29 protein-coding genes are annotated in these 26,194 nt (G+C 59.2%); 13 read left to right on the top strand and 16 right to left on the bottom strand.

All coding sequences use genetic code 11. The features are described 5' to 3' along the window. Nucleotides 1-44: 44 nt before the first annotated feature. A complete protein-coding gene (locus NMB39_RS06455; protein ID WP_494339517.1) occupies nt 45-962 on the top strand; it encodes a LysR family transcriptional regulator in 918 nt (305 codons plus the stop codon). Here the strand turns inward: NMB39_RS06455 and NMB39_RS06450 are convergent. Then, nucleotides 959-1,855 carry a LysR family transcriptional regulator gene (locus tag NMB39_RS06450; protein ID WP_367236690.1) on the bottom strand — a complete coding sequence of 299 codons (897 nt, stop codon included), beginning with the start codon at nt 1,853-1,855 and terminating at the stop codon, nt 959-961. The two genes, NMB39_RS06455 and NMB39_RS06450, sit on opposite strands and share 4 nt — an antisense overlap. A 106-nt stretch (nt 1,856-1,961) precedes the next feature. Between NMB39_RS06450 and NMB39_RS06445 the strand changes: the two genes are divergently transcribed. Continuing rightward, entirely contained in the window at nt 1,962-2,720 is a 759-nt protein-coding gene (locus NMB39_RS06445) for an SDR family NAD(P)-dependent oxidoreductase (protein ID WP_198718964.1), read from the top strand. 11 nt (nt 2,721-2,731) lie between these two features. Here NMB39_RS06445 and NMB39_RS06440 read toward each other — a convergent pair whose 3' ends face one another. Further along, entirely contained in the window at nt 2,732-3,169 is a 438-nt protein-coding gene (locus NMB39_RS06440; RefSeq protein ID WP_494339518.1) for a multidrug/biocide efflux PACE transporter, read from the bottom strand. A gap of 88 nt (nt 3,170-3,257) precedes the next feature. Here NMB39_RS06440 and NMB39_RS06435 point away from each other — a divergent pair, with 88 nt between their 5' ends. Beyond that, nucleotides 3,258-4,112, top strand: coding sequence for a LysR family transcriptional regulator (locus NMB39_RS06435; RefSeq protein WP_057023864.1), 855 nt, complete (start codon nt 3,258-3,260; stop codon nt 4,110-4,112). A 123-nt stretch (nt 4,113-4,235) separates the two neighbouring features. On the opposite strand, the gene NMB39_RS06430 is transcribed toward NMB39_RS06435, so the two are convergent. Genes NMB39_RS06430 through NMB39_RS06420 form a run of 3 tightly spaced genes read right to left on the bottom strand, consistent with a single transcriptional unit; the run spans nt 4,236 to nt 6,274 of the window. After that, nucleotides 4,236-5,465, bottom strand: coding sequence for an RNA polymerase sigma factor (locus tag NMB39_RS06430; protein WP_057023863.1), 1,230 nt, complete (start codon nt 5,463-5,465; stop codon nt 4,236-4,238). Next, entirely contained in the window at nt 5,465-5,812 is a 348-nt protein-coding gene (locus NMB39_RS06425; RefSeq protein WP_057023862.1) for a YciI family protein, read from the bottom strand. The genes NMB39_RS06430 and NMB39_RS06425 overlap by 1 nt, the downstream gene beginning before the upstream one ends. A 42-nt stretch (nt 5,813-5,854) precedes the next feature. Beyond that, on the bottom strand, nt 5,855-6,274 hold the full coding sequence (locus NMB39_RS06420; RefSeq protein WP_494339519.1) for a YybH family protein: 420 nt from the start codon (nt 6,272-6,274) through the stop codon (nt 5,855-5,857). A gap of 144 nt (nt 6,275-6,418) precedes the next feature. Between NMB39_RS06420 and NMB39_RS06415 the strand changes: the two genes are divergently transcribed. Next, nucleotides 6,419-6,910, top strand: a complete 492-nt coding sequence (locus NMB39_RS06415) for a GNAT family N-acetyltransferase (protein ID WP_494339520.1) — start codon at nt 6,419-6,421, stop codon at nt 6,908-6,910. Between the two features lie 64 nt (nt 6,911-6,974). On the opposite strand, the gene NMB39_RS06410 is transcribed toward NMB39_RS06415, so the two are convergent. Continuing rightward, on the bottom strand, nt 6,975-7,457 hold the full coding sequence (locus tag NMB39_RS06410; protein WP_056847666.1) for a GyrI-like domain-containing protein: 483 nt from the start codon (nt 7,455-7,457) through the stop codon (nt 6,975-6,977). 197 nt (nt 7,458-7,654) lie between these two features. Here NMB39_RS06410 and alaC point away from each other — a divergent pair, with 197 nt between their 5' ends. Beyond that, the gene (gene alaC, locus NMB39_RS06405; RefSeq protein WP_034115676.1) at nt 7,655-8,866 is read left to right on the top strand and encodes an alanine transaminase; all 1,212 of its coding nucleotides are present in this window, start codon (nt 7,655-7,657) and stop codon (nt 8,864-8,866) included. A gap of 125 nt (nt 8,867-8,991) precedes the next feature. On the opposite strand, the gene NMB39_RS06400 is transcribed toward alaC, so the two are convergent. Together NMB39_RS06400 and NMB39_RS06395 are read right to left on the bottom strand one after the other, a co-directional pair. Then, the gene (locus NMB39_RS06400) at nt 8,992-10,344 is read right to left on the bottom strand and encodes a GntP family permease (RefSeq protein WP_032902782.1); all 1,353 of its coding nucleotides are present in this window, start codon (nt 10,342-10,344) and stop codon (nt 8,992-8,994) included. A gap of 84 nt (nt 10,345-10,428) precedes the next feature. Next, nucleotides 10,429-10,962, bottom strand: a complete 534-nt coding sequence (locus tag NMB39_RS06395) for a gluconokinase (RefSeq protein WP_057023860.1) — start codon at nt 10,960-10,962, stop codon at nt 10,429-10,431. A gap of 213 nt (nt 10,963-11,175) precedes the next feature. On the opposite strand from NMB39_RS06395, the gene gntR reads away from it, so the two are divergent. From gntR to NMB39_RS06370, 5 genes are all read left to right on the top strand, one after another. After that, on the top strand, nt 11,176-12,207 hold the full coding sequence (gntR, locus tag NMB39_RS06390) for an HTH-type transcriptional regulator GntR (protein WP_164484858.1): 1,032 nt from the start codon (nt 11,176-11,178) through the stop codon (nt 12,205-12,207). Nucleotides 12,208-12,564: 357 nt separating this feature from the next. After that, nucleotides 12,565-13,197 (top strand): glutathione S-transferase family protein, encoded by a 633-nt coding sequence (locus NMB39_RS06385; RefSeq protein ID WP_057023858.1) that lies wholly within the window; start codon nt 12,565-12,567, stop codon nt 13,195-13,197. 15 nt (nt 13,198-13,212) lie between these two features. Next, nucleotides 13,213-13,950: an NAD-dependent epimerase/dehydratase family protein gene (locus NMB39_RS06380; protein ID WP_057023857.1), complete on the top strand. Its 738-nt coding sequence runs from the start codon at nt 13,213-13,215 to the stop codon at nt 13,948-13,950. Between the two features lie 9 nt (nt 13,951-13,959). Further along, nucleotides 13,960-15,369, top strand: coding sequence for an MFS transporter (locus NMB39_RS06375; protein WP_057023856.1), 1,410 nt, complete (start codon nt 13,960-13,962; stop codon nt 15,367-15,369). Between the two features lie 134 nt (nt 15,370-15,503). Beyond that, nucleotides 15,504-16,001: a hypothetical protein gene (locus tag NMB39_RS06370; RefSeq protein WP_057023855.1), complete on the top strand. Its 498-nt coding sequence runs from the start codon at nt 15,504-15,506 to the stop codon at nt 15,999-16,001. A 115-nt stretch (nt 16,002-16,116) separates the two neighbouring features. On the opposite strand, the gene NMB39_RS06365 is transcribed toward NMB39_RS06370, so the two are convergent. Then, nucleotides 16,117-16,986: a LysR family transcriptional regulator gene (locus NMB39_RS06365; protein ID WP_057023854.1), complete on the bottom strand. Its 870-nt coding sequence runs from the start codon at nt 16,984-16,986 to the stop codon at nt 16,117-16,119. Nucleotides 16,987-17,082: 96 nt separating this feature from the next. Between NMB39_RS06365 and gstA the strand changes: the two genes are divergently transcribed. After that, nucleotides 17,083-17,685 carry a glutathione transferase GstA gene (gstA, locus tag NMB39_RS06360; protein WP_057023853.1) on the top strand — a complete coding sequence of 201 codons (603 nt, stop codon included), beginning with the start codon at nt 17,083-17,085 and terminating at the stop codon, nt 17,683-17,685. A gap of 279 nt (nt 17,686-17,964) precedes the next feature. Continuing rightward, the gene (locus tag NMB39_RS06355) at nt 17,965-18,378 is read left to right on the top strand and encodes a GNAT family N-acetyltransferase (protein ID WP_057023852.1); all 414 of its coding nucleotides are present in this window, start codon (nt 17,965-17,967) and stop codon (nt 18,376-18,378) included. A 130-nt stretch (nt 18,379-18,508) separates the two neighbouring features. On the opposite strand, the gene def is transcribed toward NMB39_RS06355, so the two are convergent. The 3 genes from def to NMB39_RS06340 all read right to left on the bottom strand — a co-directional run bounded on the left by def (nt 18,509) and on the right by NMB39_RS06340 (nt 20,369). Next, on the bottom strand, nt 18,509-19,048 hold the full coding sequence (def, locus tag NMB39_RS06350; RefSeq protein ID WP_057023851.1) for a peptide deformylase: 540 nt from the start codon (nt 19,046-19,048) through the stop codon (nt 18,509-18,511). Continuing rightward, the gene (locus NMB39_RS06345) at nt 19,045-20,004 is read right to left on the bottom strand and encodes a YihY/virulence factor BrkB family protein (RefSeq protein WP_057023850.1); all 960 of its coding nucleotides are present in this window, start codon (nt 20,002-20,004) and stop codon (nt 19,045-19,047) included. The genes def and NMB39_RS06345 overlap by 4 nt, the downstream gene beginning before the upstream one ends. A 179-nt stretch (nt 20,005-20,183) precedes the next feature. Next, the gene (locus tag NMB39_RS06340; RefSeq protein ID WP_057023849.1) at nt 20,184-20,369 is read right to left on the bottom strand and encodes a CsbD family protein; all 186 of its coding nucleotides are present in this window, start codon (nt 20,367-20,369) and stop codon (nt 20,184-20,186) included. 198 nt (nt 20,370-20,567) lie between these two features. Between NMB39_RS06340 and NMB39_RS06335 the strand changes: the two genes are divergently transcribed. Then, entirely contained in the window at nt 20,568-20,945 is a 378-nt protein-coding gene (locus tag NMB39_RS06335; protein WP_057023848.1) for a hypothetical protein, read from the top strand. 49 nt (nt 20,946-20,994) lie between these two features. Here NMB39_RS06335 and NMB39_RS06330 read toward each other — a convergent pair whose 3' ends face one another. The 4 genes from NMB39_RS06330 to aroA form a co-directional block, all read right to left on the bottom strand. Next, complete coding sequence (locus tag NMB39_RS06330; RefSeq protein WP_057023847.1) at nt 20,995-22,182, bottom strand: multidrug effflux MFS transporter; 1,188 nt, start codon at nt 22,180-22,182, stop codon at nt 20,995-20,997. Between the two features lie 10 nt (nt 22,183-22,192). Beyond that, complete coding sequence (locus NMB39_RS06325) at nt 22,193-23,923, bottom strand: thiamine pyrophosphate-binding protein (RefSeq protein WP_057023846.1); 1,731 nt, start codon at nt 23,921-23,923, stop codon at nt 22,193-22,195. 13 nt (nt 23,924-23,936) lie between these two features. Then, nucleotides 23,937-24,716 (bottom strand): phytanoyl-CoA dioxygenase family protein, encoded by a 780-nt coding sequence (locus NMB39_RS06320; RefSeq protein ID WP_494339521.1) that lies wholly within the window; start codon nt 24,714-24,716, stop codon nt 23,937-23,939. Between the two features lie 63 nt (nt 24,717-24,779). After that, nucleotides 24,780-26,132 carry a 3-phosphoshikimate 1-carboxyvinyltransferase gene (gene aroA / locus NMB39_RS06315; RefSeq protein ID WP_057023844.1) on the bottom strand — a complete coding sequence of 451 codons (1,353 nt, stop codon included), beginning with the start codon at nt 26,130-26,132 and terminating at the stop codon, nt 24,780-24,782. Between the last annotated feature and the right edge of the window lie 62 nt (nt 26,133-26,194).

Below are 26,194 nucleotides of genomic sequence, written 5' to 3'. Positions count from 1 at the left end.
ATCTATTATCAGATGACCCATCTTCTGAAAATCAGATATCACCCATGTCCCTCACCTTGCGCCAGGTTCGCTATTTCGTCGCCACTGCGGAAATTGGCCAGATTTCCCAGGCAGCAATTCACCTGAATATTTCCCAATCGGCGGTGACTACGGCGATCAAGGAGTTGGAAGCCATGCTTGGCGTGCAGTTGTTCGTGCGCTCGGCCCAGGGCATGAACCTCACCGACGCCGGGCGGCATTTTCTCAACCGCGCCTACGTGATTGTGCGCAGCGTGGATGACGCCCTCAACAGCCCGTTGCCGGACTACCGCGCCAGTGGCGTATTGCGCGTAGCGGCCAGCTACACGGTGCTGGGTTATTTCCTGCCGCACCATTTGCAGCGCATGGAGCATTGGCATCCGGACGTGACCATCGAAGTGTTCGAGCAGGAGCGCCAGGCCATCGAACACGGCCTGCTTGACGGCCAGTTCGACATGGCCGTGGTGCTCACCGCCAACCTCACCCACGCGGATATCGTCTCTGAAATCCTGTTCAACTCCGAACGCCGCCTGTGGCTGCCCAGCCATCACCCATTGTGTGAACGCGGTGCCGTGAGCCTGGCGGATGTGGCGCAAGAGCCGTACATCCTGCTCACCGTCGATGAGGCCGAACACAGCGCCATGCGCTACTGGGAACAGGCCGGGCAAACACCCAAGGTGCGCCTGCGCACCAGCTCGGTAGAGGCGGTACGCAGCATGGTTGCCAATGGCAGCGGCGTGGCGATCCTGTCGGACCTGGTGCACCGGCCCTGGTCCCTGGAAGGCAAGCGTATCGAGACACTGGCCGTGACCGACCCGGTGACGCCCATGAGCGTCGGCCTGGCCTGGCACCGCGAGCGCGCATTCACCCCGGCGATGCAGGCGTTCCGCGATTACTTCCACGATGCATTCCTGGCGCCGCAGCAGTTGTCGGCGCGCCGTTAAAGATGGGTCACCAGGGTCTCGGTCAACCAGTCTATGAACACCCGCACCCGCAGCGGCAAATGCCGTTGGCCGGCATACAGTAAATACACGTCCAGGGGCGGTGCCTGGTAATCCGGCAGTACCGCCACCAACTCGCCGCTGGCCAATAGATCGCGGATCCCCAGTTGGGGCACCTGGGTAATGCCAAACCCACCCAGGCACGCCGACTGATAAGCATCGGTGCTGTTGACGGTCACCCTTCCTGCCATCGGCAACCGTTGCACCTTGTTGCCCACCATGTATTCAAACCCTGCCGAGCGGGCGCCCAGGGGACGTACGTAATGCACCAACTGGTGATTTGCCAGGTCAGCCAGAGTCTGCGGCACGCCATAACGTTGCAGGTACACCGGGCTCACGCAGTTGACCATCGGCATGCTGCACACCCGTCGCGCCACCACAGTTTGATCGGGCTGGGCACCGACGCGCACGACACAGTCGAAACCTTCGGCGATCAGGTCCACCTGGCGATCCGAGCCGCTGATCTCCATGTCGATAAGCGGATGGCGTGCCATGAACGTGGGCAAGTTCGGCAGGATCAAGCCCCGCGCCATGACATTGGGCATGTCCACCCGTATGCGCCCGGCCAATTGGGCTTCGTCCTGGCGGAACAAACCTTCCAGCTCTTCCATATGCGCCAGCAGATCCTTGCTGCGCTCGTACAACACACGACCATCCTGGGTCGCCTGCACCTTGCGCGTGGTGCGTTGCAGCAGCCGCGCACCGAGCAGTTCCTCCAACGCCTGCACGTGCTCGGACACCGTAGAGCGCGGCAGGCCCAGGCTCTGGCCGGCCTGGGTAAAACTCGACAACTCAGTGACGCGCACGAAGGTGCGCAGTAACTCAAGCTTGTTCATGGGATTGTTCGCCTTATCCGGCCAGTGATTCCGATATCCGCCTGTTTATCACGTTATGACCGGACAAATACACTCAGTCCCACTGACCCCACCTGAGGACTGCACCATGACCCGTAAAATCGCACTTATTACCGGCGCCAGCCGCGGCCTGGGCAAAAGCGCCGCACTGCACCTGGCTGCGCAAGGCGTAGACATCATCGGCACTTACCACAGCGCAGCGGCCGAAGCCCAAGCGGTGATTGCCCAAGTGCAGGCATTGGGTGGCCGCGCCGCCATGCTGCAACTGGACGTTAGCCAAAGCGCAAGCTTCGATGGCTTCGTCGCCCAGGTCGGCGCACTGCTCAAGGAGGTTTTCGCCCAGGATCACTTCAACTTCCTGATCAACAACGCCGGGATCGGCGCCCACGCCAGCTTTGCCGAGACCACCGAAGCACAGTTCGACCAGTTGGTGGCGATCCACTTGAAGGCGCCGTTTTTCCTCACGCAGAAACTGCTGCCGCTGATCAGCGACGGTGGGCGCATCATCAATATTTCCAGCGGCCTGGCGCGGTTCAGCCTGCCGGGCTATGCCGCGTACGCGTCGATGAAGGGCGCCATTGAAGTGCTTTCGCGCTACCAGGCCAAGGAGCTGGGCCCACGCGGTATTACCGTGAACACCCTGGCACCGGGCGCGATTGCCACCGACTTCGGCGGCGGCGCAGTGCGCGATAACACCGATCTGAATACGATGGTTGCCAACAATACCGCCCTGGGCCGTGTCGGCTTGCCGGACGATATTGGCGGGGCGATTTCGAGCTTGCTGGCCGATGGCAGCAACTGGATCACCGGCCAGCGGATCGAGGCGTCGGGGGGGATGTTCCTGTAGGCGACAAACGCCTACAGGGTGACTGGGGTTTTGTTGGCGATTTTTTCGCGCAGTACGTCATAACCCCAGTGGTACACATAGGTATACGGCAGGAAGAACAACAGCACGCCGATGTCGAGGATGAACGCCTCCAGCAGGCTGATCTTCATCAAGGCGGCAATCAACGGCACCGCCATCAGGATCAGGCCGCCTTCGAACAGCAGCGCGTGCAACACCCGGGTCCAACCGCCATTGACCAGTTGCAGGCGTGTTTTAAGGCGGTCGAACAGGCTGTTGAAAATAACGTTCCAGCTCAAGGCCAGCAGGCTGATGCCCAAGGTAACGGCGCCCATCTCCAGCGCCGGCCTGCCGGTGACCCACATCAGCAACGGCGTACAGATCAACAAGGCCAGCCCTTCGAACCCAAGGGCTTGTAAAACACGTTCAGTAATGGATTTGGTAGGGGTCATGACCCGGCTCCGTGAGTGACGAGGGTTGCCATGATCAGGCTTTGTCTCGATACTTCATAACCAATAACCATCGATCAGGGCGATAGTCGTGGCCTCCCATGAAGTGCTCCAGGCGTTCGTCCAGGCTGCTACCCAAGGTTCGTTTTCCGCAGCAGCGCGCAAGCTGGGCAAGAGCCAGTCCACCGTCAGCGCGGCGGTGGCCAGCCTTGAGATTGACTTGGATGTAGTGCTGTTTGACCGCAGCAGCCGCAAACCGACATTGACCCCGGCAGGCCATGTACTGCTGCAACGCGCCGAGCAGGTGCTGGAGGCCAGCAGCCGCCTGGAATTGACGGCGAGCCAATTGGCCACGGGGTTGGAACCGAAGCTGACCATCGCCATGTCAGACACCTACCAATCGCAGCGCTTCGAAACCACCATCATCGCGTTTGCCGAACGTTATCCGGACCTGGAACTGGAATGGCTGATTGCCGAGTGCGATGACCTGATCGACCTTGTACAAAGTGGCCGGGCGCAAATCGCATTTATCGAGCAGCAGGAGGAGTACCCGCCGGACTTGACCCATTCGCCGGTCGAGGAACGTACCGAAACGGCCCTGTTCGTTTCCCCCCAGCATGCCTTGGCCAGGCTGGAAAAGGTTGACCAGCAGGCATTGAAACAGCATCGGGAATTGCGCCTGGCGAGCATCGTCAAACCCTATGACAATCGCGCTGCCGGGCGGGTCTGGTCGGCAGCCAGTTACCTGATGCTGATGGAAATGGCGCAGTTGGGTTTCGGCTGGGCGCCCCTGCCCCGCTGGCTGGTGGAACGTTTTGGCAATGGCAGCCTGCAGGAGCTGAGGGTGCGTGGCTGGCCACGCTCGGTGACGGTGGATGCGTTATGGTCGCGCCAGCATCCGCCGGGGCCGGCGGGGAGTTGGTTGCTGGGACAGATGCTCGATTGAGCCAGTGAGAACAATGATGTCCAAATGTGGGAGGGGGCTTGCTCCCGATAGCTGAGTGTCAGTCAGCTAATCTTTACCTGACACACCGCAATCGGGGGCAAGCCCCCTCCCACATTTGGAGCTTCATTGTCTGGGGGATTTGAGTTCGGCCAGGCGTCGCTCCAGGAAGCGTTTTTCCGGGGTTTGCTGGGTCAGGGACAGGGCTTTTTCGTAAGCTGCACGGGCCTCTTCAACCCGCCCCAACTGCCGGCAAAACTCCCCACGCGCCGAATGCGCCAAGTGATAATCCTGCAACTCATCGCGTTGCAAAATGCTGTCCACCAACGTCAATCCAGCCGTCGGTCCCTGTTCCATCGCCACCGCTACCGCACGGTTCAACTCGATCACCGGCGATGGCATGGCCCTGAGCAATACATCGTAAAGCCCCACAATCTGCCGCCAATCAGTCTCCTCGGCACTCGGCGCCTCGGCGTGCACCGCCGCAATCGCTGCTTGCAGGCAATACGGCCCGAAGCGTCGCGTGGTCAGCGCCCGCTCCACCAATGCGCAACCTTCAGCCATCAATGCCCTGTCCCACAGCGCACGGTCCTGGGCATCCAACAGCACCAACTCACCGCTGGCCGAGGTGCGTGCCGGGCGGCGCGATTCGTGCAGCAGCATCAACGCCAGCAAGCCCATGACTTCCGGCTCCGGTAGCAACTCCATCAGCAAGCGGCCCAGGCGAATGGCCTCCGCGGTCAAGTCTTCACGGGTGAGATCGGTGCCTGTGGAGGCCGAGTAGCCTTCGTTGAACACCAGGTAAATCACCCGCAGCACGCTGTCCAGGCGCTCGGGCAACTCGGCACGGGACGGCACTTGATAGGGGATTTTCGCTTCACGGATCTTGCCCTTGGCACGCACGATGCGCTGGGCGATGGTGGTGGGTGTGGCGAGAAACGCGTGGGCAATGGCCTCGGTACTCAGGTCGCAGATCTCGCGCAAGGTCAGCGCCGCCTGGGCATCGGGCGCCAACGCCGGGTGGCAGCAGGTAAAGATCAAGCGCAGGCGATCGTCTTCCACGTCTTCATCACTCCACTGCGCCGCTTCCAGTGTGTCGGCCTGCTCTTGCAGCAACGGGGTAAACCGCGCCTGGCGACGTAGACGGTCGATGGCTTTGAAGCGACCGGTTGATACCAGCCAGGCCCGTGGATTATCCGGCACACCATCCTCGGGCCAGCGCTGCACGGCGACGAAAAATGCCTCGTGCAGCGCCTCCTCGGCCAAGTCGAAATCACCCAGCACACGAATCAGCGTCGCAAGCACACGCCGTGACTCGCTGCGGTAAACCGCTTCGACCTGGCCATTGAGCGTCATTAAGCTAGGTTCAATTCACGTACGGGGCGTACTTCCACACTGCCGACCCGGGCCGCTGGAATGCCGCCGGCCACCTGTAACGCTTCATTGAGGTCCTTGGCCTCGATCAGGTAGAACCCGGCAAGCTGCTCCTTGGTTTCGGCAAATGGCCCGTCGGTGATCGACACCTGGCCATTGCGCATGCGCACGGTGGTGGCAGTATTGACCGGCTGCAGCGGCTCGGCGGCAAGCATGCGTCCGCTGGCCTGGATGGCCTCGGCGTAGGCAAGACACTCCGGGTCCCTAGGGCTGTCGGGCGAGGTGTGCAACAGCTGTTCGTCGCTGTAGATCAGGCACAGGTATTTCATGATGCTCTCCGTTTTCGGCCTCCTGACTATAGTTCGCCGTGCTCAAGGTTTCAGGTCGAACAGCGCCGTGCCGCTTTGCATATCGAACGGCGCCGACCAGTGCTCATGCACCACTTTCCATTGGCCATCGATACGCTGGTAAGCGGCGGTGACGCGCATCCAGCAGGTCTTGAGTACACCATCCGGGCCGGTGCCACCGCAGTGCGCGAGCCAGTGGGCGAAGGCGCTGTCCTGGGCCTGGTTGATGCGCAACTCATGAAACTCGAAAACGCCCGGGCCCGGGCAATGTTCCATGCACGCCTTCCAGTGTGCACGATAGGCCTCCCTGCCTCTGAATTGCAGCGCGCCAACCGCGTCGAACGCGACGATATCGTCGGCGTAAAAGCTGACAATCTTGTCGATATCCTGGGATACCACGGCTTGTTTCCATTGCTCGATCAGGGTGTTGATTGCAGTACTCATGGCGATGACTCCTGGGTTGTAAAATCACGGAAGACACCCTTAGTCGAACGGCCTTGTGGCAAATCGACAGGCCATGGAAAAATAATTTACCCCGCCACAAACCCGATAGACTGCAGTCTTCATTGCAGCCGTTCGGATAATCCGATGCAAACCCGCCTTGTTACCTATGAGGCGCTCAATGCTGTGCAACAACAGCAAGTCAGCGCCATCGAAGTTCATCCTGAACAACTGCCGTTTTGCGGCGATATGTATTGCGCCCTCAATACGCTGCTGGTCAACCCGAGCCCTGGCGTCAAAGGTTTTGCGCTGTTGGCCGATGATATCCCCGTGGCCTTTCTCCTACTCAAGCGCCCACCCTGCCTGCCCCATTGGGCCGATGAACACTGCGCCACACTGCATGCGTTGCAAGTAGATCGGCATCAGCAAGGGCGTGGGTTCGGCAAGGCGTGTTTGCAGGCACTGCCAACCCTGGCGCTTGAGGTGTGGCCGCAGATCAAAGGGTTGGAGTTGTCTGTGGACACGCACAACCCGGCGGCAATGGGGCTGTATCTGGGGGCTGGATGGGTGGACAGCGGCGAAGCGTACAAGGGACAGGTTGGGTATGAGCGCCGGTTGAGTTGGATCTTCAATTCATAACGGTAATGTCACGCAAACACGACGTTGACGCGTGCCTGTCGTGTTTACATGACATCGGCGAGCGTCAGCCCCGCTCTCCAACCGGCAACCAGATCTCCACCGCTCCCGTGCCCTTTCTCGCGTCAAAATCTGCGCTATAGCGCTCGAAATCCGCGCCCATCACCTTGTAGCCCGAGTGCGGCAGCCATTCGAACATAATGCGCTCGTAGGTTTGCTCAAGCGCCTGCACCGGCCCGTAATGCGGGAACACCGCATAGTTGAGCGGCGGGATTTCGATGAACTCAAAGTTGCTCGGCACATCGCCCTTGCCTGGGACTTCTACCCCGGCCATGTAATCAAACTCGCCGTGGTGGGGGTTGTGGCAAACGCCGTAGGTCACGCCGCCAACGCGCTTCTTGATGTCTTTAATGCACGTGTCAAACAACTCCCATAACTTGGGGATATCGCCCACGGTGGCCTTCGAATAACGCCCTTGTACACCGGCGATCACCAGGGCTTTGCCGGCTTCCATGCGTGGCTCCAACGGTTGTTTTGTCTGCTGATCCATACGAACAGTCTCCTTCTTATGAGGGAACAAACCCGCATCGAGTATAGGGGCATATCCCGGTCGCGCTCCATGTACAATTTTTTCCCGCGCCATCTGGACAACACGCCATCATCGCCCGTATTGTCTGCCCCGCAGGCCACCGCAGTGGCCGACGTCGCTCGGACGGTTCCGGGCGCTTACGTACTCTCGAGGCAACAATGGCCGACCAAGGTTCGCCGCGCCGCTTTGCGCGCATAGATCGACTCCCCCCTTACGTTTTCAATATCACTGCCGAGCTGAAGATGGCTGCGCGTCGGCGCGGCGAAGACATCATCGACTTGAGCATGGGTAACCCCGACGGCGCCACGCCTGCGCATATCGTGGAGAAAATGGTCACCGTCGCCCAGCGTGACGACACCCACGGCTACTCCACTTCCAAAGGCATTCCACGCCTGCGCCGGGCGATTTCGCGCTGGTACAAGGACCGTTACGAGGTGGATATCGACCCTGAGTCGGAAGCCATCGTCACCATCGGTTCCAAGGAAGGCCTGGCGCACCTGATGCTGGCGACCCTGGACCAGGGCGACACCGTGTTGGTGCCCAACCCCAGCTACCCGATTCATATCTACGGTGCCGTGATTGCCGGCGCCCAGGTGCGTTCGGTGCCGCTGGTGCCTGGCGTGGACTTTTTCGCCGAGCTGGAACGGGCGATTCGCGGCTCGATCCCCAAGCCAAAGATGATGATCCTGGGTTTTCCGTCAAACCCTACCGCACAGTGCGTGGAGCTGGATTTTTTCGAGCGAGTGATCGCCCTGGCCAAGCAATACGACGTGCTGGTGGTTCACGACCTGGCCTACGCCGACATCGTCTACGACGGCTGGAAGGCCCCCTCAATCATGCAGGTGCCGGGTGCCAAGGATATCGCGGTGGAGTTTTTCACCCTGTCCAAGAGCTACAACATGGCCGGCTGGCGCATCGGCTTCATGGTGGGCAACCCGGAACTGGTCAACGCCCTGGCACGGATCAAGAGTTACCACGACTACGGCACCTTTACCCCGCTGCAAGTGGCCGCCATTGCCGCGCTGGAAGGCGACCAGCAGTGCGTCAAGGACATCGCCGAGCAGTACCGCCAACGCCGCAATGTGCTGGTCAAGGGCCTGCATGAGCTGGGCTGGATGGTGGAGAACCCGAAGGCGTCGATGTATGTCTGGGCGAAAATTCCCGAGCAGTATGCCGCCATGGGTTCCCTGGAATTTGCCAAGAAACTGCTGCTGGAAGCGAAGGTGTGTGTTTCGCCGGGGATCGGCTTTGGCGAGTATGGGGATGATCATGTGCGCTTTGCGCTGATCGAAAACCAGGACCGGATTCGCCAGGCAGTGCGCGGGATTCGCGGGATGTTCAGGGCGGATGGGCTGGTCACGAAAGCCTGAGCCTGACCTGGTCAAAATGTGGGAGGGGGCTTGCTCCCGATGGCGGTGGATCAGTCACCAGATGCAGTGACTGACACTCTGCTATCGGGGGCAAGCCCCCTCCCACATTTGTCTTGCGGTGTGGCTTACACCACCAACGACAGCAACATGATGAAGATCAGCGCCACGATCGACAGGATGGTCTCCATCGCCGTCCAGGTCTTAAACGTCTCGGCCACGGTCATGTTGAAGTACTGCTTGACCAGCCAGAACCCGGCATCGTTGACGTGCGACAGGATCAACGACCCCGCCCCCGTCGCCAGCACCAGCAACTCGCGGTTAACCCCCGGAATCATCCCCACCACCGGCACCACAATGCCCGCGCCGGTAATGGTCGCGACCGTCGCTGAACCCGTGGCAATCCGAATCACCGCCGCCACCAGCCATGCCAGCAGGATCGGGTTGATCTGCGCGTTCACCGCCATATGGCCGATCACGTCACCCACGCCGCTGGTCACCAGCATCTGCTTGAAGCCACCACCGGCACCGATGATCAGGATGATCGCCGCGGTCGGTGCGAGGCTGGCGTCGAGCAGCTTGAGGATCTGCTTGGAATGGATGCCCTGGCGATGGCCAAAGGTGTACAGCGACAACAACAAGGCCAGCAACAGCGCGGTGATCGGGTGGCCGATCATGTCCATCCAGTTGCGCACCACGTTGCCTTCGGCAAAGGCGATGTCGGCAAAGGTTTTCAGCAGCATCAGGAACACCGGCAGCAGTACGGTGACCAGGGTAATGCTGAAGCTCGGCAGGTCTTTGTTTTCAGGCTCGCGGGCCAGTTGATCGACCAGTTCCTGGGACGGGTTGCCCGGGATGTACTTGGCGATAAAGGTACCGAAGATCGGGCCGGCGATAATGGCCGTCGGCAGCGCAACGATCAGGCCGTACAGGATAGTCTTGCCGATGTCCGCGCCAAACACGCCGATGGCCAGCAGCGGGCCCGGGTGCGGTGGTACCAGGCCGTGCACCGCCGAGAGGCCGGCGAGCAGCGGGATGCCGATCTTGATCAGCGACACACCAGTACGCCTCGCGACGATAAACACCAGCGGGATCAGCAGTACAAAACCGATCTCGAAGAACAGCGGGATGCCCACCAGGAAGGCGGCGAACATCATGGCCCACTGGACTTTCTCTTTGCCGAAGGCCCGGATCAGGGTCTGGGCGATCTGGTCGGCACCGCCGGATTCGGCCATCATTTTGCCGAGCATCGTGCCCAGCGCGAGGATGATGCCGACAAAGCCGAGCACTCCGCCGAAACCGTCCTGGAATGCCTTGATGATCTTGTCCACGGGCATGCCCGAGGTCAGGCCGAGGAAGCCGGCCGCGATGATCAGTGCAATGAACGGGTGCACCTTGAACTTGGTGATCAGAACGATCAACCCGATGATAGTGACCACTGCATCTAGCAGCAGGTAAGACTCGTGGGACATGCCAAACATGGGGGGTCTCTCCTGTTTGTTGTTGTTATTAAAGCGGGTGTTGAATTTCCTGCCGGGGATAGCGCTATCTTTTCCGGCAAAAAATTAATGAGTTGGTTCAAAGCCGTGCTTGAGCCACCAGGCGTTGGTCTGCTCGGCCAGTTCCTCAACGCTGTCTTCACTGGCGTTGAGCGCCAGGGTCAGCGGCTCGCCCTTGGGCGATTCGAGGGTGGCGAACTGGCTGTCGATCAGGCTGGCCGGCATGAAATGGCCGGGCCGGTGGGACACACGGTCGGCGGCGACTTCACGGGTCAGCTCCAGGAATACAAAGCCCAGGCCCGGCGCGGCTTCGCGCAGGTGGTCGCGGTATTTCTTTTTCAGGGCCGAACAGGTGAGCACCGGATGCTCGCCCGCCCTGAGCGAGCGGCGCAGTTCATCGCACAGGATGTCGAGCCAGCCGGCGCGGTCGTCGTCGTTAAGGGGGTGGCCGGCGCTCATCTTTTCGATGTTCGCGGCGGGGTGAAAGCTGTCGCCTTCAATGGCAGTGGCGCCGTTCAGGCGGCACAGGGCTTGGCTGACGCTGGACTTGCCACAGCCGGAAACACCCATGATGACCAGGGCGGTAACAGGTTGACTCATGAAACACCTCAGGACGCAGATAGCGCTACCTTTGCACGCTATAAGGCTAGTGCAAAAGACAGGCTTTTCCCGCGCCGACTTGTCATTTTTATGGAGTGACGCGTGCATCTGCTCCAATCATTCGAACCGGATCAGGCAACCCTAGGTTCAATAATTTGCAGCCCTTTGGAGACAGCGCTACCTTAGTGCCTCGATTTTTGTTTGGCAAGCCGCCTGATGACCTCCAAGAACGATAAAAATACCCGCACGACGGGCCGCCCTACCCTCAATGAAGTTGCACGCCTGGCCGGGGTCAGCCCGATCACCGCCTCCCGCGCCCTGCGCGGTATCAGCACCGTCGCCACCGAACTGGTGGAAAAAGTCCAGCAGGCCGCCGCCGAACTCAGCTATGTGGTCAACCCCGCTGCCCGCGCGTTGGCGTCTGCACAGAGCCATTCGGTGGTGGTGCTGGTGCCATCGCTGTCCAACCTGTTGTTTATCGAAACCCTGGAGGCCATCCATCAAGTACTGCGGCCCAAGGGCTTCGAAGTGCTGATCGGCAACTCCCATTATTCGCGCGATGAAGAAGAAAACCTGCTGCGCAACTACATGGCGTACCAGCCACGGGGTTTGCTGCTCACCGGGTTCGACCGCACCGAAAGCGCGCGACGAATGGTCGAGACCAGCAATGTGCCGTGCGTGTACATGATGGATCTGGACCCCAATGCCGGGGTGAACTGCGTGGGTTTCTCACAGTTGGCCGCAGGCGAGACGGCGGCGGCGCATTTGCTGTCCCGGGGGCGTAAGCGCCTGGCCTACATTGGCGCGCAGTTGGATCAGCGCACGTTGTTGCGCGGTGAAGGTTTCCGCCGCGCCTTGCAGCAGGCGGGCATGTACGACCCGGCGCTGGAGCTTTTGACACCCCGCCCCTCCTCAGTGGGCCTGGGCGGCGAACTGTTCCTGCAATTGCTGGCAGCGCATCCGGATGTGGATGCGATCTTCTTCGGTAACGACGACCTGGCCCAGGGCGCCCTGCTCGAAGCCCTGCGCCACGGCATCAAGGTGCCGGAGCGTGTCGCAGTGCTGGGCTTCAACGACTTGCCCGCGTCGTCATTCATGGTGCCGCGCCTGAGCAGTATCAGCACGCCACGAGAAGCCATTGGCCGCAGGGCGGCGGAGCATTTGTTGACCATCATGGCGGGCAACAAGATCGCCAAGCCGGTGGTGGATATGGGGTTTGAGTTGCAGGTGCGGGAGAGCACCTGACCCGCTCGTTCCCACGCTCTGCGTGGGAACGATCAGAAGTCTGCCTGTGTTAATGGCGGCTGTGCGTAGGGCACTTTCGGGTGCGCCGGCTTTGAGTGTCCACCGGTCTACTAACCTGCGTACAGCTGCCACCCTCGTTTAACTCGCTGCTCGGCAAGGCCATGGACCAGCACACACCACGCTGCTGTGACCTTACTCGGTCCAAATGTGGGAGGGGGCTTGCTCCCGATGCAGTGGGTCAGCTATCTGTAAGTTGACTGACCCACCGCTATCGGGAGCAAGCCCCCTCCCACATTTTTTAACCATGCCCGCTTGCGCCCTGCTAGATTGACCACTTTCCATCGCCAGGGAAGCACCATGGGACATTCACTGAAAATCTTGGGCCGCACTTCCTCCATCAACGTGCGCAAAGTGTTGTGGACCTGCCAGGAACTGGGCATCGACTATGTGCGCGAAGACTGGGGCATCGGCTTCAAACCCACCCAATCGACCGAGTTCCTCGCCCTGAACCCCAACGCGCAGGTGCCGGTGCTGATCGATGACCACGGCGTGCTGTGGGAATCCAACACCATCTGCCGCTACCTCGTCGGCCTGTATCAACGTCACGACCTGCTACCGACCGAGCCCGCCCCCAGGGCCCGTATCGAACAGTGGATTGACTGGCAAGCCACGGAATTGAACCGCGCCTGGGGCGACGCCTTTACCGCACTGGTACGCAACAACCCAGATGGTCTGGACGCTGCGCAGATCGCCGCCGCGGTGCAGGTATGGAACGACAAGATGGGCATTCTCGAACAGCAGCTGGCCAAGACCGGAGCCTATGTGGCCGGCGAGGAATTCACCCTCGCCGACATTTTGATCGGCCTCTCGGTACACCGCTGGCAGGCAACACCCATGCAGCGCCCACCCTACCCCGCCATTGCCGCCTACTATCAGCGGCTCAGCCAACACGCCGGTTTCAAAACCTTCGCCCTCGACGGCCACAACTAAGCACAGGGACCTCACGTGAACGGACTCAACGTACTGCTCACCGGCGCCTGCGGCAGAATCGGCAAGACATTTTTCCAAGCCTCGCAAGACCGCTACCGCTTCACCCTCACCGACCGCATCGCGCCGGACTTCGACCTGGGTGGACACCGCTTCGTACACGCCGACCTCAGCGATAAATCCAGCCTGGCGACCCTGCTCGAAGGCATCGACGTAATCGTGCACCTGTCGGGCATCCCCCACGCCAGTGCCTCGTTCGACGAATTGTTGCCCAACAACATCCTCGCCACCACCTACCTGTTCGAAGCCGCCGTGGCTGCCGGCGTGCAGCGCCTGGTGTTCGCCAGCAGCGCGCAAACCATCGAAGGCTATCCGGTGGACCGGCAGATCACCCCTGGTATGCAGGTGATGCCCGCGAATATGTATGGCGTGAGCAAATGCTACGGCGAGGCGTTGTGTGGCTACTACGCAGCCAAGACGCCGCTGTCGACCATCGCCCTGCGCATCGGCGCTTTTGAATTCCCCGAAACCCACGACCTGAACAACGCCCGCGACCTCAGCGCGTGGCTCAGCCCGCGGGATGCCGTGCATCTGCTGCAACGCTCAGTGGAGGTCGTCGGCGTGAAGCACGTGATCGCTCACGGTATTTCCAACAACCGCTTCAAGCGCCTGGATTTGAGCGAAACCACACGTGTGCTGGGCTACCAACCGCAGGATGATGCGTTCCAGATATTTGAAACCCCCATCACTTACTGAGTTTTCACCATGCCCGCCCACTCCACCACAGAAGGCCTCGACCCGCTCCGCGCCGCCCATATCAGTGCACGCATCGACCGCCTGCCCGCCGTGGCCACCATCTGGCGCCTAGTGGCGCTGCTATCGATCGGTGGTTTTTTCGAGCTGTATGACCTGTTCCAGACCGCCTATATCAGCCCCGGCCTGATCAGCGACGGAATTTTCCATACCGGCAGCCAGGGCGTGTTTGGCTTTTCGGACCAGGCCGCATTCGCCTCGGCGACCTTCCTCGGCCTGTTCCTCGGCGCCAGCCTGCTCAGCCCCATCGCCGACCGCTTCGGGCGCCGGGCAATCTTCACCTTTGCATTGATCTGGTACACCGTCGCCACGGTGCTGATGGGTATACAAACCTCCGCCCTGGGCATTATCTGCATGCGCTTTGTGGTGGGCATCGGCCTGGGCATCGAACTGGTGACCATCGATGCCTACCTCTCGGAACTGGTGCCCAAGCGCATGCGCAGTTCGGCGTTTGCCTTTGCGTTTTTCATTCAGTTTCTGTCGGTACCGGCGGTGGCCTTGATGTCGTGGTGGCTGGTGCCCCAGGCGCCGTTCGGCGTCGCCGGCTGGCGCTGGGTGGTATTAAGCAGTGCGGTGTTTGCGCTGTTTATCTGGCAACTGCGCAAGCGCCTGCCGGAATCGCCGCGCTGGCTGGCACAGAAGGGCCGTTTCGAAGAAGCCGGTGTGATTATGGATAGCCTGGAAGCACGCTGCCTGAAAGATCACGGCAAGCCCTTGGATGAGCCGGAGCCCGAAGCCGTCAGCGTGCAGGGCAGCGGCCGTTTTGCTGATATCTGGCAACCACCGTACCGGCGTCGCGCCTTGATGCTGATCGTGTTCCATGTGTTCCAGGCCATCGGTTTTTTTGGCTTTGGCAATTGGTTGCCAGCGCTGTTGTCGGGTCAGGGCGTGAGCGTGACCCACAGCTTGATGTACGCCTTTATCATTACCCTCGCCTACCCGCTCGGCCCCTTGCTGTTTGTGAAAGTGGCCAACCGCTTTGAGAACAAATGGCAGATCGTCGGTTCCGCCATGGGCGCGGTGATCTTCGGCAGCCTGTTCGCCCTGCAAACCAGCGCATTGGGGCTGGTGTTCTGCGGGGTGATGATCACCTTCTGCAATGCCTGGCTGAGCTTCAGTTATCACTCGTACCAGAGCGAATTGTTCCCCACGAATATCCGCGCACGGGCGGTGGGGTTCTGCTATTCGTTCAGCCGCTTGTCCACGGTGTTCAGCAGTTTGTTGATCGGCTTTATCCTCGAACACCTGGGTACGCCAGGGGTGCTGGCGTTTATCGCCAGCAGCATGCTGATCGTGATGATCACCATCAGCTGGTTCGGGCCGCGTACGCGTAACCTGGCGCTGGAAAATATCGCCCACTGACGGCAATGCTTGGCCGCCAGCGGCAGCATGCTTGCCGCGGCAGCAAAGCCACTCTCAATAAACATTGGGGTTTGCATACCCGGCACGCTATTTGCTCAAGCTGTGGCACCGACCATTTGCACAGGTGACCGATCATGCTGGTTAACAACAACACCCAAGCCATGTCGACCGTCCAACAGATCAAGCGACCCGACATGGACCCCGCCAACGCCGCCGCCAGCGCGTTGTACAGCGGTGCCCTGCAGACTGCGCAGCAGAACATCACGGTACCGGTCGTGCAGAAGGCATTGGATAAGGCCGGCGATCGCATTGATGAGGCGTTCGCCAAGACTCGCGTGCAGTTGCAGGCCACAGCGTCGAACAGCAATGTGCCAGCGACCAGCGTCGCCGGTTCAGCACGCAGTGAGTTCACCGATTACATGACCAAGACCCCGGCCGAGCGCATCCGCGACCAGTTGCTCAAAGAACGGGGGCTGACGTTGGAGCAGCTGAACGCGCTGCCGGTGGAAGAGCAAAATGCCTTTGCCAAGGAAGTGTCCGAGCGGCTCCAGCAGCAGCAAGCGCAGCAGGTAGCGGCGAAGTCTGCTGACCCGCAGGCGCAGACGGTGAAAGAAACCCTGGCGGCGATCTAAGCCCCCTCCCACATTTTGATCTTCTTCCACATGGGATCAGCAGGGTTTCAGTTAGTGCAATTGAAGCGTGGCGTTGAGCTGACGGATCGTATCCGCCTCCATGCCGCGAGCCTTCCTAGTCAGCCAGCATTGCCAGCAGGGCGCTGGCGGCGGCGGAAGGCGTACGGGCGGGTGCGCTGACCAGGGCGAACTCGCGGTGTATCGGCACGCTCAAAGGCATCACGCGCAAGCCCTGGCGCTGGGCCGGCAAGGTCGATTCCGGCACCAGGGTGACGCCTACGCCTTCGCGCACCAGGCTGAAGGCGCTGCTCCATTCCCTCACTTGCACCCGCACATCGCGCAACGCCAGACCGGCGTCGACACCCAAGCTGCGGGCATTGGCAGTGCACCCGCCGGTGGCAAGCACGAAGGGCTGCTCAAGCAGTTCCGCCAGGCTCACCGTGGCCCCCGCCGCACGCTGGGCCAGTGCATGCCGGGCCGGCACCACGGCCAGCCAATTGTCCCGCCCCAGCGGCGTTGCCTGGCACCCGGGCCCTGGGTTGAGCACCACCCCCAGGTCGATCAGGTCGGCGTCGAGCAAGGCTGTCACTTCATTGTCGGTGACTTCGAGGGTGGTGACCTCAATTCCCGGATAGAGCTGCGCAAAACGCTGCAACCTGGGGCTCAGAAACTTCGCCAGCACCTGAGGGAAACAGGCGATGCGCAGGTTCCCACGCAGCATGGGCCTGGCTTCGTCGACGCGGCTGCGAATCGCCTGCAAGGCACCGAGCATCACCCGCGCCTGTTCGATCACACTCAACCCGAGGGCAGTGGGCAGCGTCTTGCGCGGTTCGCGGATGAACAATTGCGCCCCCAGCGTGGCCTCCATGGACGCCATGGCCTGGCTGGCGGCGGACTGGGTCATGCCCACGCGTTCGGCGGCGGCGGTGATGCTGCCGTGATCGGCCACGGCCACCAGCAGGCGCCAGTGCATCAGGTTCATCATGGCAGTCGCTGTCCTTATGGGTGGGGCCTGAAGGTTTAATTTTACCCACGGTGCCATGCCCCGGAGACTGGCGCAAATCCTACACAGAGGCCCGCCATGAAACTGTATTTTTCCCCCGATGCCTGCTCGCTCGCGCCCCATATCGTCTTGCGCGAATTGGCCTTGCCTTTCGACCTGGTGCGCGTCGATAACCAGGCCAAGATCACCGCCAACGGCGAAGACTTCCTGCTGATCAACCCCAAAGGCTATGTGGCCGCACTGCAACTGGACAATGGCCAGGTGCTGACCGAAGCCAGTGCGATCCTGCAATACCTGGCCGATCTGAAACCCGACGCCCACCTGGCCCCGACCAATGGCAGCTGGGAGCGCGTGCGCTTGCAGGAGTGGTTGAATTTCATTGCCAGCGAAGTGCATGGCGGGCTCGCGGTGTTTTTCAACGCCGCGATCCAGGGAGAGGTGAAAGCCCAGTTCCGGGCCACGCTGTTCAAGCGTTTTGCGATTCTGGTGCAAACCCTTGAGCGTCAGGATTACCTATTGGGCTCGCACTATTCGGTAGCAGATGCCTACCTGTTCGTGGTGCTGCGCTGGGCCGCCGTGCACGCCATTGATCTGCGTGAGTGGCCGGCACTGGCGGCGTTTCAACAGCGCGTAGGCGCACGGCCCGCAGTGGTTGCGGCACTGGCTGTCGAACATCCATGAGTTGAGATAGGAGCACCGCCGCCGGCGGTGCTGGCCTTGGGCACCGACAGCGGGTGACTCAGTGACCGAACAGGCCGGTGTCGGATTTCTTGGCCTTTTTGTCAGCGCGTTTTTCATCGGCGGTCTTTGCCGGTTTTTTCTTCGCGGCTTTCTTTGAATCCATACCTTTGGCCATGATGCGTACTCAACTGAACGGGGATGTAGCACTGGGTATACCACCTATTGCCCGGCAGAAGGCGCTTATAATCCCCGGCCCTTGATAATGCTGGCCAGAAGACCATGCCCGAATTGCACATCGAACCGCTGGCAGAGCCCCTGTGGCCGCTGTTGAACAAGTTTTACCGCAGCCACAATTCCTCGATGAAGGCCCTCAAGGGTGGACGCTTGTGGGTGGCACGCGACAGCGCGATCGTGGCAGGGCTATGCCTGAGCCCGGTGGTGGGTGGGCAGTGGCTGACCGGCGTGTTTGTCGACCCGGCCTATCGCGGCCAGGGGCTGGCGGCGCGCTTGATTCAACAGGCGGTGGCTGAGGTGGAGGGTACGGTGTGGCTGCTGTGCCATCCGGATCTGGAGGGGGTGTATCAGCGTATGGGTTTCAGCCAGGACACGGTATTGCCGCAATCGCTCAGTGAGCGGTTGGTGCGCTACAAGCGGAACAAGCCGATGATTGCGATGGGGTTCTCAATCACCTGAATGATGCAGGACAAAAATGTGGGAGGGGGCTTGCTCCCGATGGCGGAGTGTCCGTCGCTGAAATATCGACCGGTCCACCGCTATCGGGAGCAAGCCCCCTCCCACATTGGGACCTCAGGTAGCCTGGTGTTTATTCGTCAGCCGTTGGGTCCATTTCCGGGAACATTACTTCGATAAACCCGAACTTGCTGAAATCGGTGATCCGCGATGGGTACAAGCGACCGATCAGGTGATCGCATTCATGCTGCACCACCCGCGCATGAAAACCATCGGCGAAACGTACGATTGGCTCGCCCTTGGGATCGAAACCTTCGTAGCGGATCTGCTGATAACGGTTCACCGCTCCACGCAAGCCGGGCACCGACAAACACCCCTCGTAATCCTCTTCCAGCACCGGGCTCAGCGGGGTAATCAGTGGGTTGATCAGGATGGTCTGCGGCACCGGCGGTGCGTCCGGGTAGCGCTCGCTGGCGTCGAAGCCAAAGATCACCAGCTGCAGGTCGACGCCAATCTGCGGCGCGGCCAGGCCAACCCCACCCACGTGCTCCATGGTCTGGAACATGTCATCGATCAGTTGCCACAGTTCGGGGCTGTCGAACATTTCCGGCGGCACCGGCGAGGCGATACGCAGCAGGCGCTCATCGCCCATTTTCAGGATTTCACGGATCATCGCTCTGGCACTTCATCAGGGGTGGGCTTGGAGTGGTCCCGGCCTAGGCCCGAGACGTGTTGTTTTTCACTGGTGTGGCTGGGTTCGTCGAATTCCTTTTCACCTGGGTCCTTGCCTTCGGCCGACATATGTTCGATCACGGCATTCATCTCCGCCCCCAGCAGCAATACGGCGGCGGAAATATAGAAGTACAGGAGCAGGACAATGATCGCACCGATACTGCCATACATGGCGTTGTAGTCGGCGAAGGTCTTCACGTAATAGCCAAAGCCAAGGGAAGCCACGATCCACACCACCACGGCCAATACCGAACCTGGGGTAATGAAGCGAAACTCCTGCTCCACATCCGGCATCACGTAGTACATGAGGGCCACGGCGAACATCAGCAGGATCACGATCAGCGGCCAGCGCAGGATAGTCCACAGGGTGACGACGAATTCCTGCATGCCGATCTGCCCTGCGAGCCACTCCATGACCTGCGGGCCAAGCACCATCAACGCCGCGGCGGCCAGCAACATGCCGGCGATACCCACGGTGTAGAAAATCGACAGAGGGAAGCGCTTCCAGATCGGCCGCCCCTCGACCACGTCGTAGGCCGCGTTCATCGCACTCATCATCAGGCGTACGCCTGCAGAGGCGGTCCACAGCGCGATGACGATACCCACCGAAAGCAGGCCGCCCTTGGACTGCTGCAACTGGTCGATCACCGGGTTGACCTGCTCCAGCGCCTGGGGCGGCAACACCAGTTCCGATTGCAGGCGCAGCCAGGTAAAGAAGTCCGGCAGGTGCAGGAAACCGATCAGGGCAATGAGGAACAGCAGGAAGGGAAACAACGAGAACAGCATCTGGTAGGCCAATGCCGAGGCGTAGGTAGGCATCTCGTCATCGACGAATTCCTTGACGGTGCGTACCAGCACCTTGTGCAGCTTGAGACCTTCGAGTACCGGAAAAATCATAGCGTCTCCTTTCGCCGCAAAGAGGGTGAGTTCGTGGGCGACTCAGGGTCCGTTTTCTACATCAAGGTAGCCCATTTGGCGACTTTGAAACAATTTCAAAAGTTTAGTTGCAACCGCTCACATAAAAACGGCCATCCGTGGATGGCCGCCATAATGCCGGGTAGAACCAGCACCACACCTTATTCAGTGGCTTTTTTTACCGCGTCCTTGGTCTTGCCCACTGCTTGCTGCGCTTCGCCTTTTTTCTCTTGGACCACGCCTTCAGCACGCAGCTTGTCGTTATCTGTGGCCTTGCCGACGCCTTGCTTGACGTTCCCGGCCGCCTCGTTAGCCATGCCTTTTACCTTATCGGAAGTGCTGCCCATGGTATTACTCCTGATAACAATCAATGGTTTTGGTCACTACCTGATGATTGACCCAAGGCCGTTCGGCAGAGTTTCAATTATTTTCCCCGGGCATTTCATCAGCCTTTGCAGGTTTGGCTTTATGTTTTGCCCCCAACCCACGAGAATGCCCGGCACATTCAGGCTACACGGCTGAATAACAGATCCCGTAGGAAGATTATGAAACTCAATAAAGCGCAGGCCATTGCCCGTAGAAACCAGGAACTGGGCGGTGCCGTACTCGGCGTCAACAACTGCCACTTCACCGACCTGGACCGCAAACGCAACATCTGGTGGTTCGACCTGCCAGTGGCGCGGATTGCCGTGGGCCAGTACGAGTGGCTCCACCTGTTGATGCACAACGCCGAGACCGACCAGTTGCTGCACCTGAAGGTGCCGACCGTGTTCCTGCGCGAAAAACTCGAAGGCCTGGTGGTGCGCAATGCGGGCAAGCGCAAGCCGGAGATTACCCTGGAGCTGAGCGCCGACAAGGATTCGTTCCTCAAGGATGTGCGCCCGGCGGGTGCGGGTGTGAGCTTCGCGCAGTTCGCGCTGTAACCTGGCAGGTAAAGGACCGTGGGCGAGAGCGTTACGCCCTCGCTCCTTTTCAGGCGGTTGCCACAGACCTGCTGGCAATACGCTGGGCCAGGGCGATGGCGAACAGGCAAAACAACGCCATGACCAAAATCCCCAGCATCAGTCCCATCGCCGTACTGGTGTGCCCCTCAGAGAAAAAGTACAGCGCCAATGCAGCGCCGGCCATCTTGATAGCCCCCTGCAGTGCACTCCCGGTGCCGGCGTGTTTGGCCTGGCCATGCAAACTGATCCCCAACAGCAGCGGTGAGGACAGCCCACAGCCAAGGGCAACCAAAAAGCCGTACACCACTATCGCCGGCGCCGTGACCAGGTTGAATGCCTGGAGCACCAGCGGCGCAAGCGCTGCCAACCCCGTCAGCGCAACCAGGGACGCCATCAGGATCCGCTCAGGCGAGTAGCGATTCAAGAAACGCTTGGTCAGGTAAGACCCCAGGACAATACCCGCAGAGTAGCCAACGAATAGCAGGCCGTTCTCCTGGCTCTCCAGATGGAACTGCAGCTGGTAAATAAACGGACTGGCGGTGAAATAGCCGATGGTGATCGCAAACAGCACCGCGGAAACCAGGCTGTAGACCATGAAGTTGAAGTCCCGTAGCAGCACCTTGAAGCCCTCGAGCCGCTTGGCAGGCACACCGTGGAGTGGAGCCGTTTCAACCAATGTAGCTTTGATAAATACCGCGCCAAGCAGCGTGATCAAGGTGAGGGCGTAGAAGTTGTATTGCCAGGGTAGCGCTGCAGTAATAAAGCCACCCAGCACGGGCGCAATCGCTGGCGAAACCTGGGACGCCATGGAAAAAACTGTCAGTGACTTGGACAGTTCGGTTTTATCCTTGAACGTGTCGCTCAAGATTGCCCGGCTTATTACGGGGCAACCGCCAGCACCGATGCCGGTCAACAAACGAAATAGATAGAGCGCCTGGATACTGTCTGCCGTCGACGTCAAGTAATTGCCCAAGGCGCCAAGGGCCAGGGACACCATAATCACCGGCACCCGCCCTTTTCTATCGGAGATCGGCCCATACACCAGTTGCGACAGTGCAAAACCTGCAAGATAGAAAACCACCAGGCTTTGGGACTGTGCGTCCGTCACCGAAAATACCCGTGCGATTTCGGGCAAGGCCGGGTTGTACAGATCGATTGAAAACAATCCCAATACCAGGATCAGGCAGGAGTTGGTGATGACCATTTTTGAATTCACAACAGGCTCCTCACAGTAAGGGGTGATCTTTCAGGCGTGAGCTGTATTCGCTGTTGGGCGTGGTATGTCGCCCGTCGCACTTGATTTCAATGAGATGAGGCCGAGCCGCGCTCATGATGCTTTCAATACAATCGTGCAATGCCTCCGGGGTACTGACGCATGTCGCGCTCACGCCCAGGCTCTCGGCAAACAGGCACCAGTTGTAGTCAGGGATTTGCGTCAGCGCAGGCAAGTTATCTTTGTTATTGAAGTAACTTGCCGAATACGACCTGTTGTTGAAAACGACAAAGACGATATTCAACCCATGTTTGGCGGCGGTGGACAGCTCAAGCCCTTGCATCAACATGCATCCGTCACCGGTAACCACCATGGTCTTGCCATGGGCACGGGCGAAGCTTGCACCTATGCCCGCAGGGATACTCCAGCCCATCGGGCCCAGGGTGGTTGCCGATAAATAAGCGCTGGGGCCGCGCGCGGTCCAATAGTGACCGAAGAACGAGCGATGCGATCCCGAGTCGACACACACCACGCCATCACTGGGGAAATACGACTGCAGCACGGGGATATAGGCCGCGGGGTGGTCTGCGATATTGCCTGTGGCCTTGGCATCGACCGGATAATGCAAAGGCACCCGCTGAAGATCATTCGACCACTTGGAACGACTTTCCTGAGTGGCGGCCAGTTCCTCTGCATGAACCTCGCAAACCAGGCGCAGGAACCCATCCCCCGTCGCCACCACGCCGTGATCAATATCGAGAAAACGCCCCAGGTAATCCGGGCTCTCGTCCACCTGGATAGCACCACACGTCGGCCTTAACTCATGGGACCACAGCATGGTGCTCCATTGAGTGGTGTCGAGCCCCAGTAAAATCACGCCATCCACACCGTTCTTGAAGGCTTCAATGGCGCGTTTATTTCCTGAATAACCGTAAACCCCGAGTGCATTGGGGTGGTCTTCCGGAAACAGGCCTTTGGCGCTCAAGGTGGTGGCGACCGGGATCGAAAAACGGTCGGAAAACGCCACGAGCGCGGCTGCCACCTTAGCGTTCTTGCAACGCAGCCCCGCGAGAATGACGAGATTGGTCGAGCGCTTGAAGACTGCCTTGATCGCAGCACTTTTGATCTTTTCGACGGCAAGCGCTTGATTGCTCCACGACTCCAGTACGCTTGGAGCGATATCAACGCGAGCCATGGACTTTTCATACAGCGCTTCTTTGCTGACAGCCAGGTAAGTCGGGCCTTTTTCCACGCCCCTCAATAGCCGGACCGATTCGCGCAGAAAGGCCGGCAAGGGTTGCCCGGCCTTGACTTCAAGGGCACTGCGGGTGATGGGTTTGAACACATCGCACAGATTGACGCCCGTTTGGCTGCCGTCCTGGAGCACGTTCTGCATTTCCAGGGAGGAAGCAATCTGGCCTGACAACAGCAAGACCGGTTGATGATCGGTATAGGCAGACGCTATCCCAGTCAATGCATTGGTGACGCCCGGGCCGCCGATGACCAGGCACACCCCGATTTTTTCACTGGCCCGCGCATAACCTTCCGCCATATAAGACGCACCTGTTTCGCAGGCAGTGACGACCGGCTCAATCTCCAGCGTTCCGGAACCATCATTGGGATAACAACGCATAAAAGCATTGATCAGTTTGCCGGGCACCATAAAGAAGTGCGTAACGCCAAAAGACTGAAGTTGGCGAAGAATGTAATGTGCACCGGTTTCGCCAGTACTTTGCAAGTCCATTGCAATCCCCTGTTCAGATCTCAATAAAAGCGATACTTTCGCGCTTCATCTTCAATACGGCATCCTGAGAAAAAGAGGATGGGTATCGCACATTGGGCATATCGGCAAAATACGGCTTAGGGCTATTCGGCAAATAGTCGGACACGTGCAGACTGCGTTCTGCCCGTGCGCGCAAGTAGGTAATATAGGAAGCGTTATGTTTGGTCGAAGCGGAGACAGTCCATTGAATGGCCAACTTCGTCGCCACCGGTGTTTCATCGGGTGCGCTGCTGCGGTGAGTAACTCGATTGTCCCAAATGACCAGGTCGCCAGCCTTACTCATGACGGTGCGCTCAAAGGCCGCCGGGTCGGCAAGCCTGAGTTTGACTTCATCCTTGCTGAGTTTATGCGAACCGGGTAATAACGTGATACCACCGCCCGAGACAGGGTCATTATCTTGAAGATAATAGGCACACTGCAAAAATTCAGGAGATGCACTGGGCTCAATTACTTCTTCAGGCAGGAAATAGGCATCGTTATGCCAAGGTATATAAACACTTTCACGCACCGTAAAGTTCGGCAACAAAGAAAAATCCGACTGGAGCATCTCTTTGAGAGCGTTGACGGCTCGAGGCTCGAACAGCGCGTTGATCATGTCACTGAATTGTAGAAAGGCCGTTGGCAGCAGCGTGCTTTGCCGAGTCTGCGCCAAACTGCGAGTATAAGTCTCACGCAATGTGGCCACTTGATCGCTGGAAAGAACTTTCGGAATAACGACATACCCTTCTTGTTGAAGCTTTTCTCGATAATTCATGTTTTATAGTCCGTTATAAAGAGGGTGACCCGGCCACCCTCAGTTCAATTCATGGATGATCAATCAGACTTCAACATGTTTGGCTGCTGTCGAAGACTCTTCAAATGACACCCCCAGGCGTTCAAACTCCTGGAAGAAATCCGGAAAGGAACAGTGAACATCCTGATAGCCATCCAACTCGTTGATCTGTTGGCACCGCAGGGAGGCGACAAACAGCGACATGAAGATTCGATGGTCACCCCAGGCCGACAACACTGCGTCACCGGCGTAACTCGGTTCTCCACGAATGACGAAGCCGTCGTAAACGCCGTTTTTAAATAACGGCTCTATGGCCACGCCCATTTTTACCAGTTCAGTCACCATCGCTTCGATGCGTGGCGACTTGTGCAAGCGGGTAATGGAGCCGCCAGTAACCTTGAACTCGCCTTGCACATAAGCACCGATCGCCGCCAGCGTTGGCACAATATTAGGATAATCACTCGCATCAAAATGATATTCGCCTTTCAATTCGGCCAAGTTATTAATAATGCGCACTTCATTGGTAGCGTCATTAAATTCGACCTTTACCCCCAGCGCCTCGGCCACCTTAAGAATTGCACGCTCCCCCTGCAAACTCTTGCTGTTCATGTTTTTCAGGGTCAACGTACCGGGGAAGATTATTCCAGCCGCAATCAAGTAGGACGAGGACGTGTAATCACCGACTATCGTGTAGTTTGCACTCTGGTACTGGCCTGGGTATACCGTGATCCGCGAATAGTCCGCGTTCACCTCAAAGGCAATCCCCGCTGTACCGAGTGTTTCCAGGGTTTGCTTGATATACGACAGCGACAGAATTTCACCACGGATATTCACCACTGTAGGTTGTTTGGCCAGAGGCGCGCAGAAAAGAATAGCGGTGATGAATTGCGAACTGATGTTGCCCTCAATCGTGCACTCCCCACCCTGATAGCCACCCCAATTGACGATAGGCGCCTTGCCACTGTGGTTGATGCATGAAATGTGTGCGCCCAGCCCTTCCAGCGCTACAAACAAGGGCTCCATGACACGTCCGCGCAGTACATCATCCCCGGTAATAACGGCCGGGGTCGTTGTAAAGCAGGTCAGCGCGGCAAACACTCGAAATACCAACCCAGAACCTAGCGCGTCGATCACCTTCTTTTCGGGCTTGATCAAGCCGCCGGTGCCCGTCACCACTAACCGTCCTGGTTGCTCTTCAATCACTGCGCCGATACTACGACAGGCCTTTTTCATTGTTTCGGTTTCGAGACAACGAAGGTCGTTGTAAATATAGGAAGTTCCTGATGCCAAGCTCGCGGCAATAATTGCCCGCTGCGTTTCAGGTTTTGAGGAGGGGATGGTAGCGATGTTGCCGATCGATGCAGTAGGAAAGACTTTCAAGCGTTTTTGGGTCGACATGCGTTGCTCCCTAAGACAGTAGATCCAACGTGATCGGCGAGTGGGCATAACACTCACCGGCT

It is taken from the genome of Pseudomonas sp. FBCC-B545, assembly GCF_059134095.1.
This window is presented reverse-complemented; position numbering and strand designations above follow the sequence as displayed.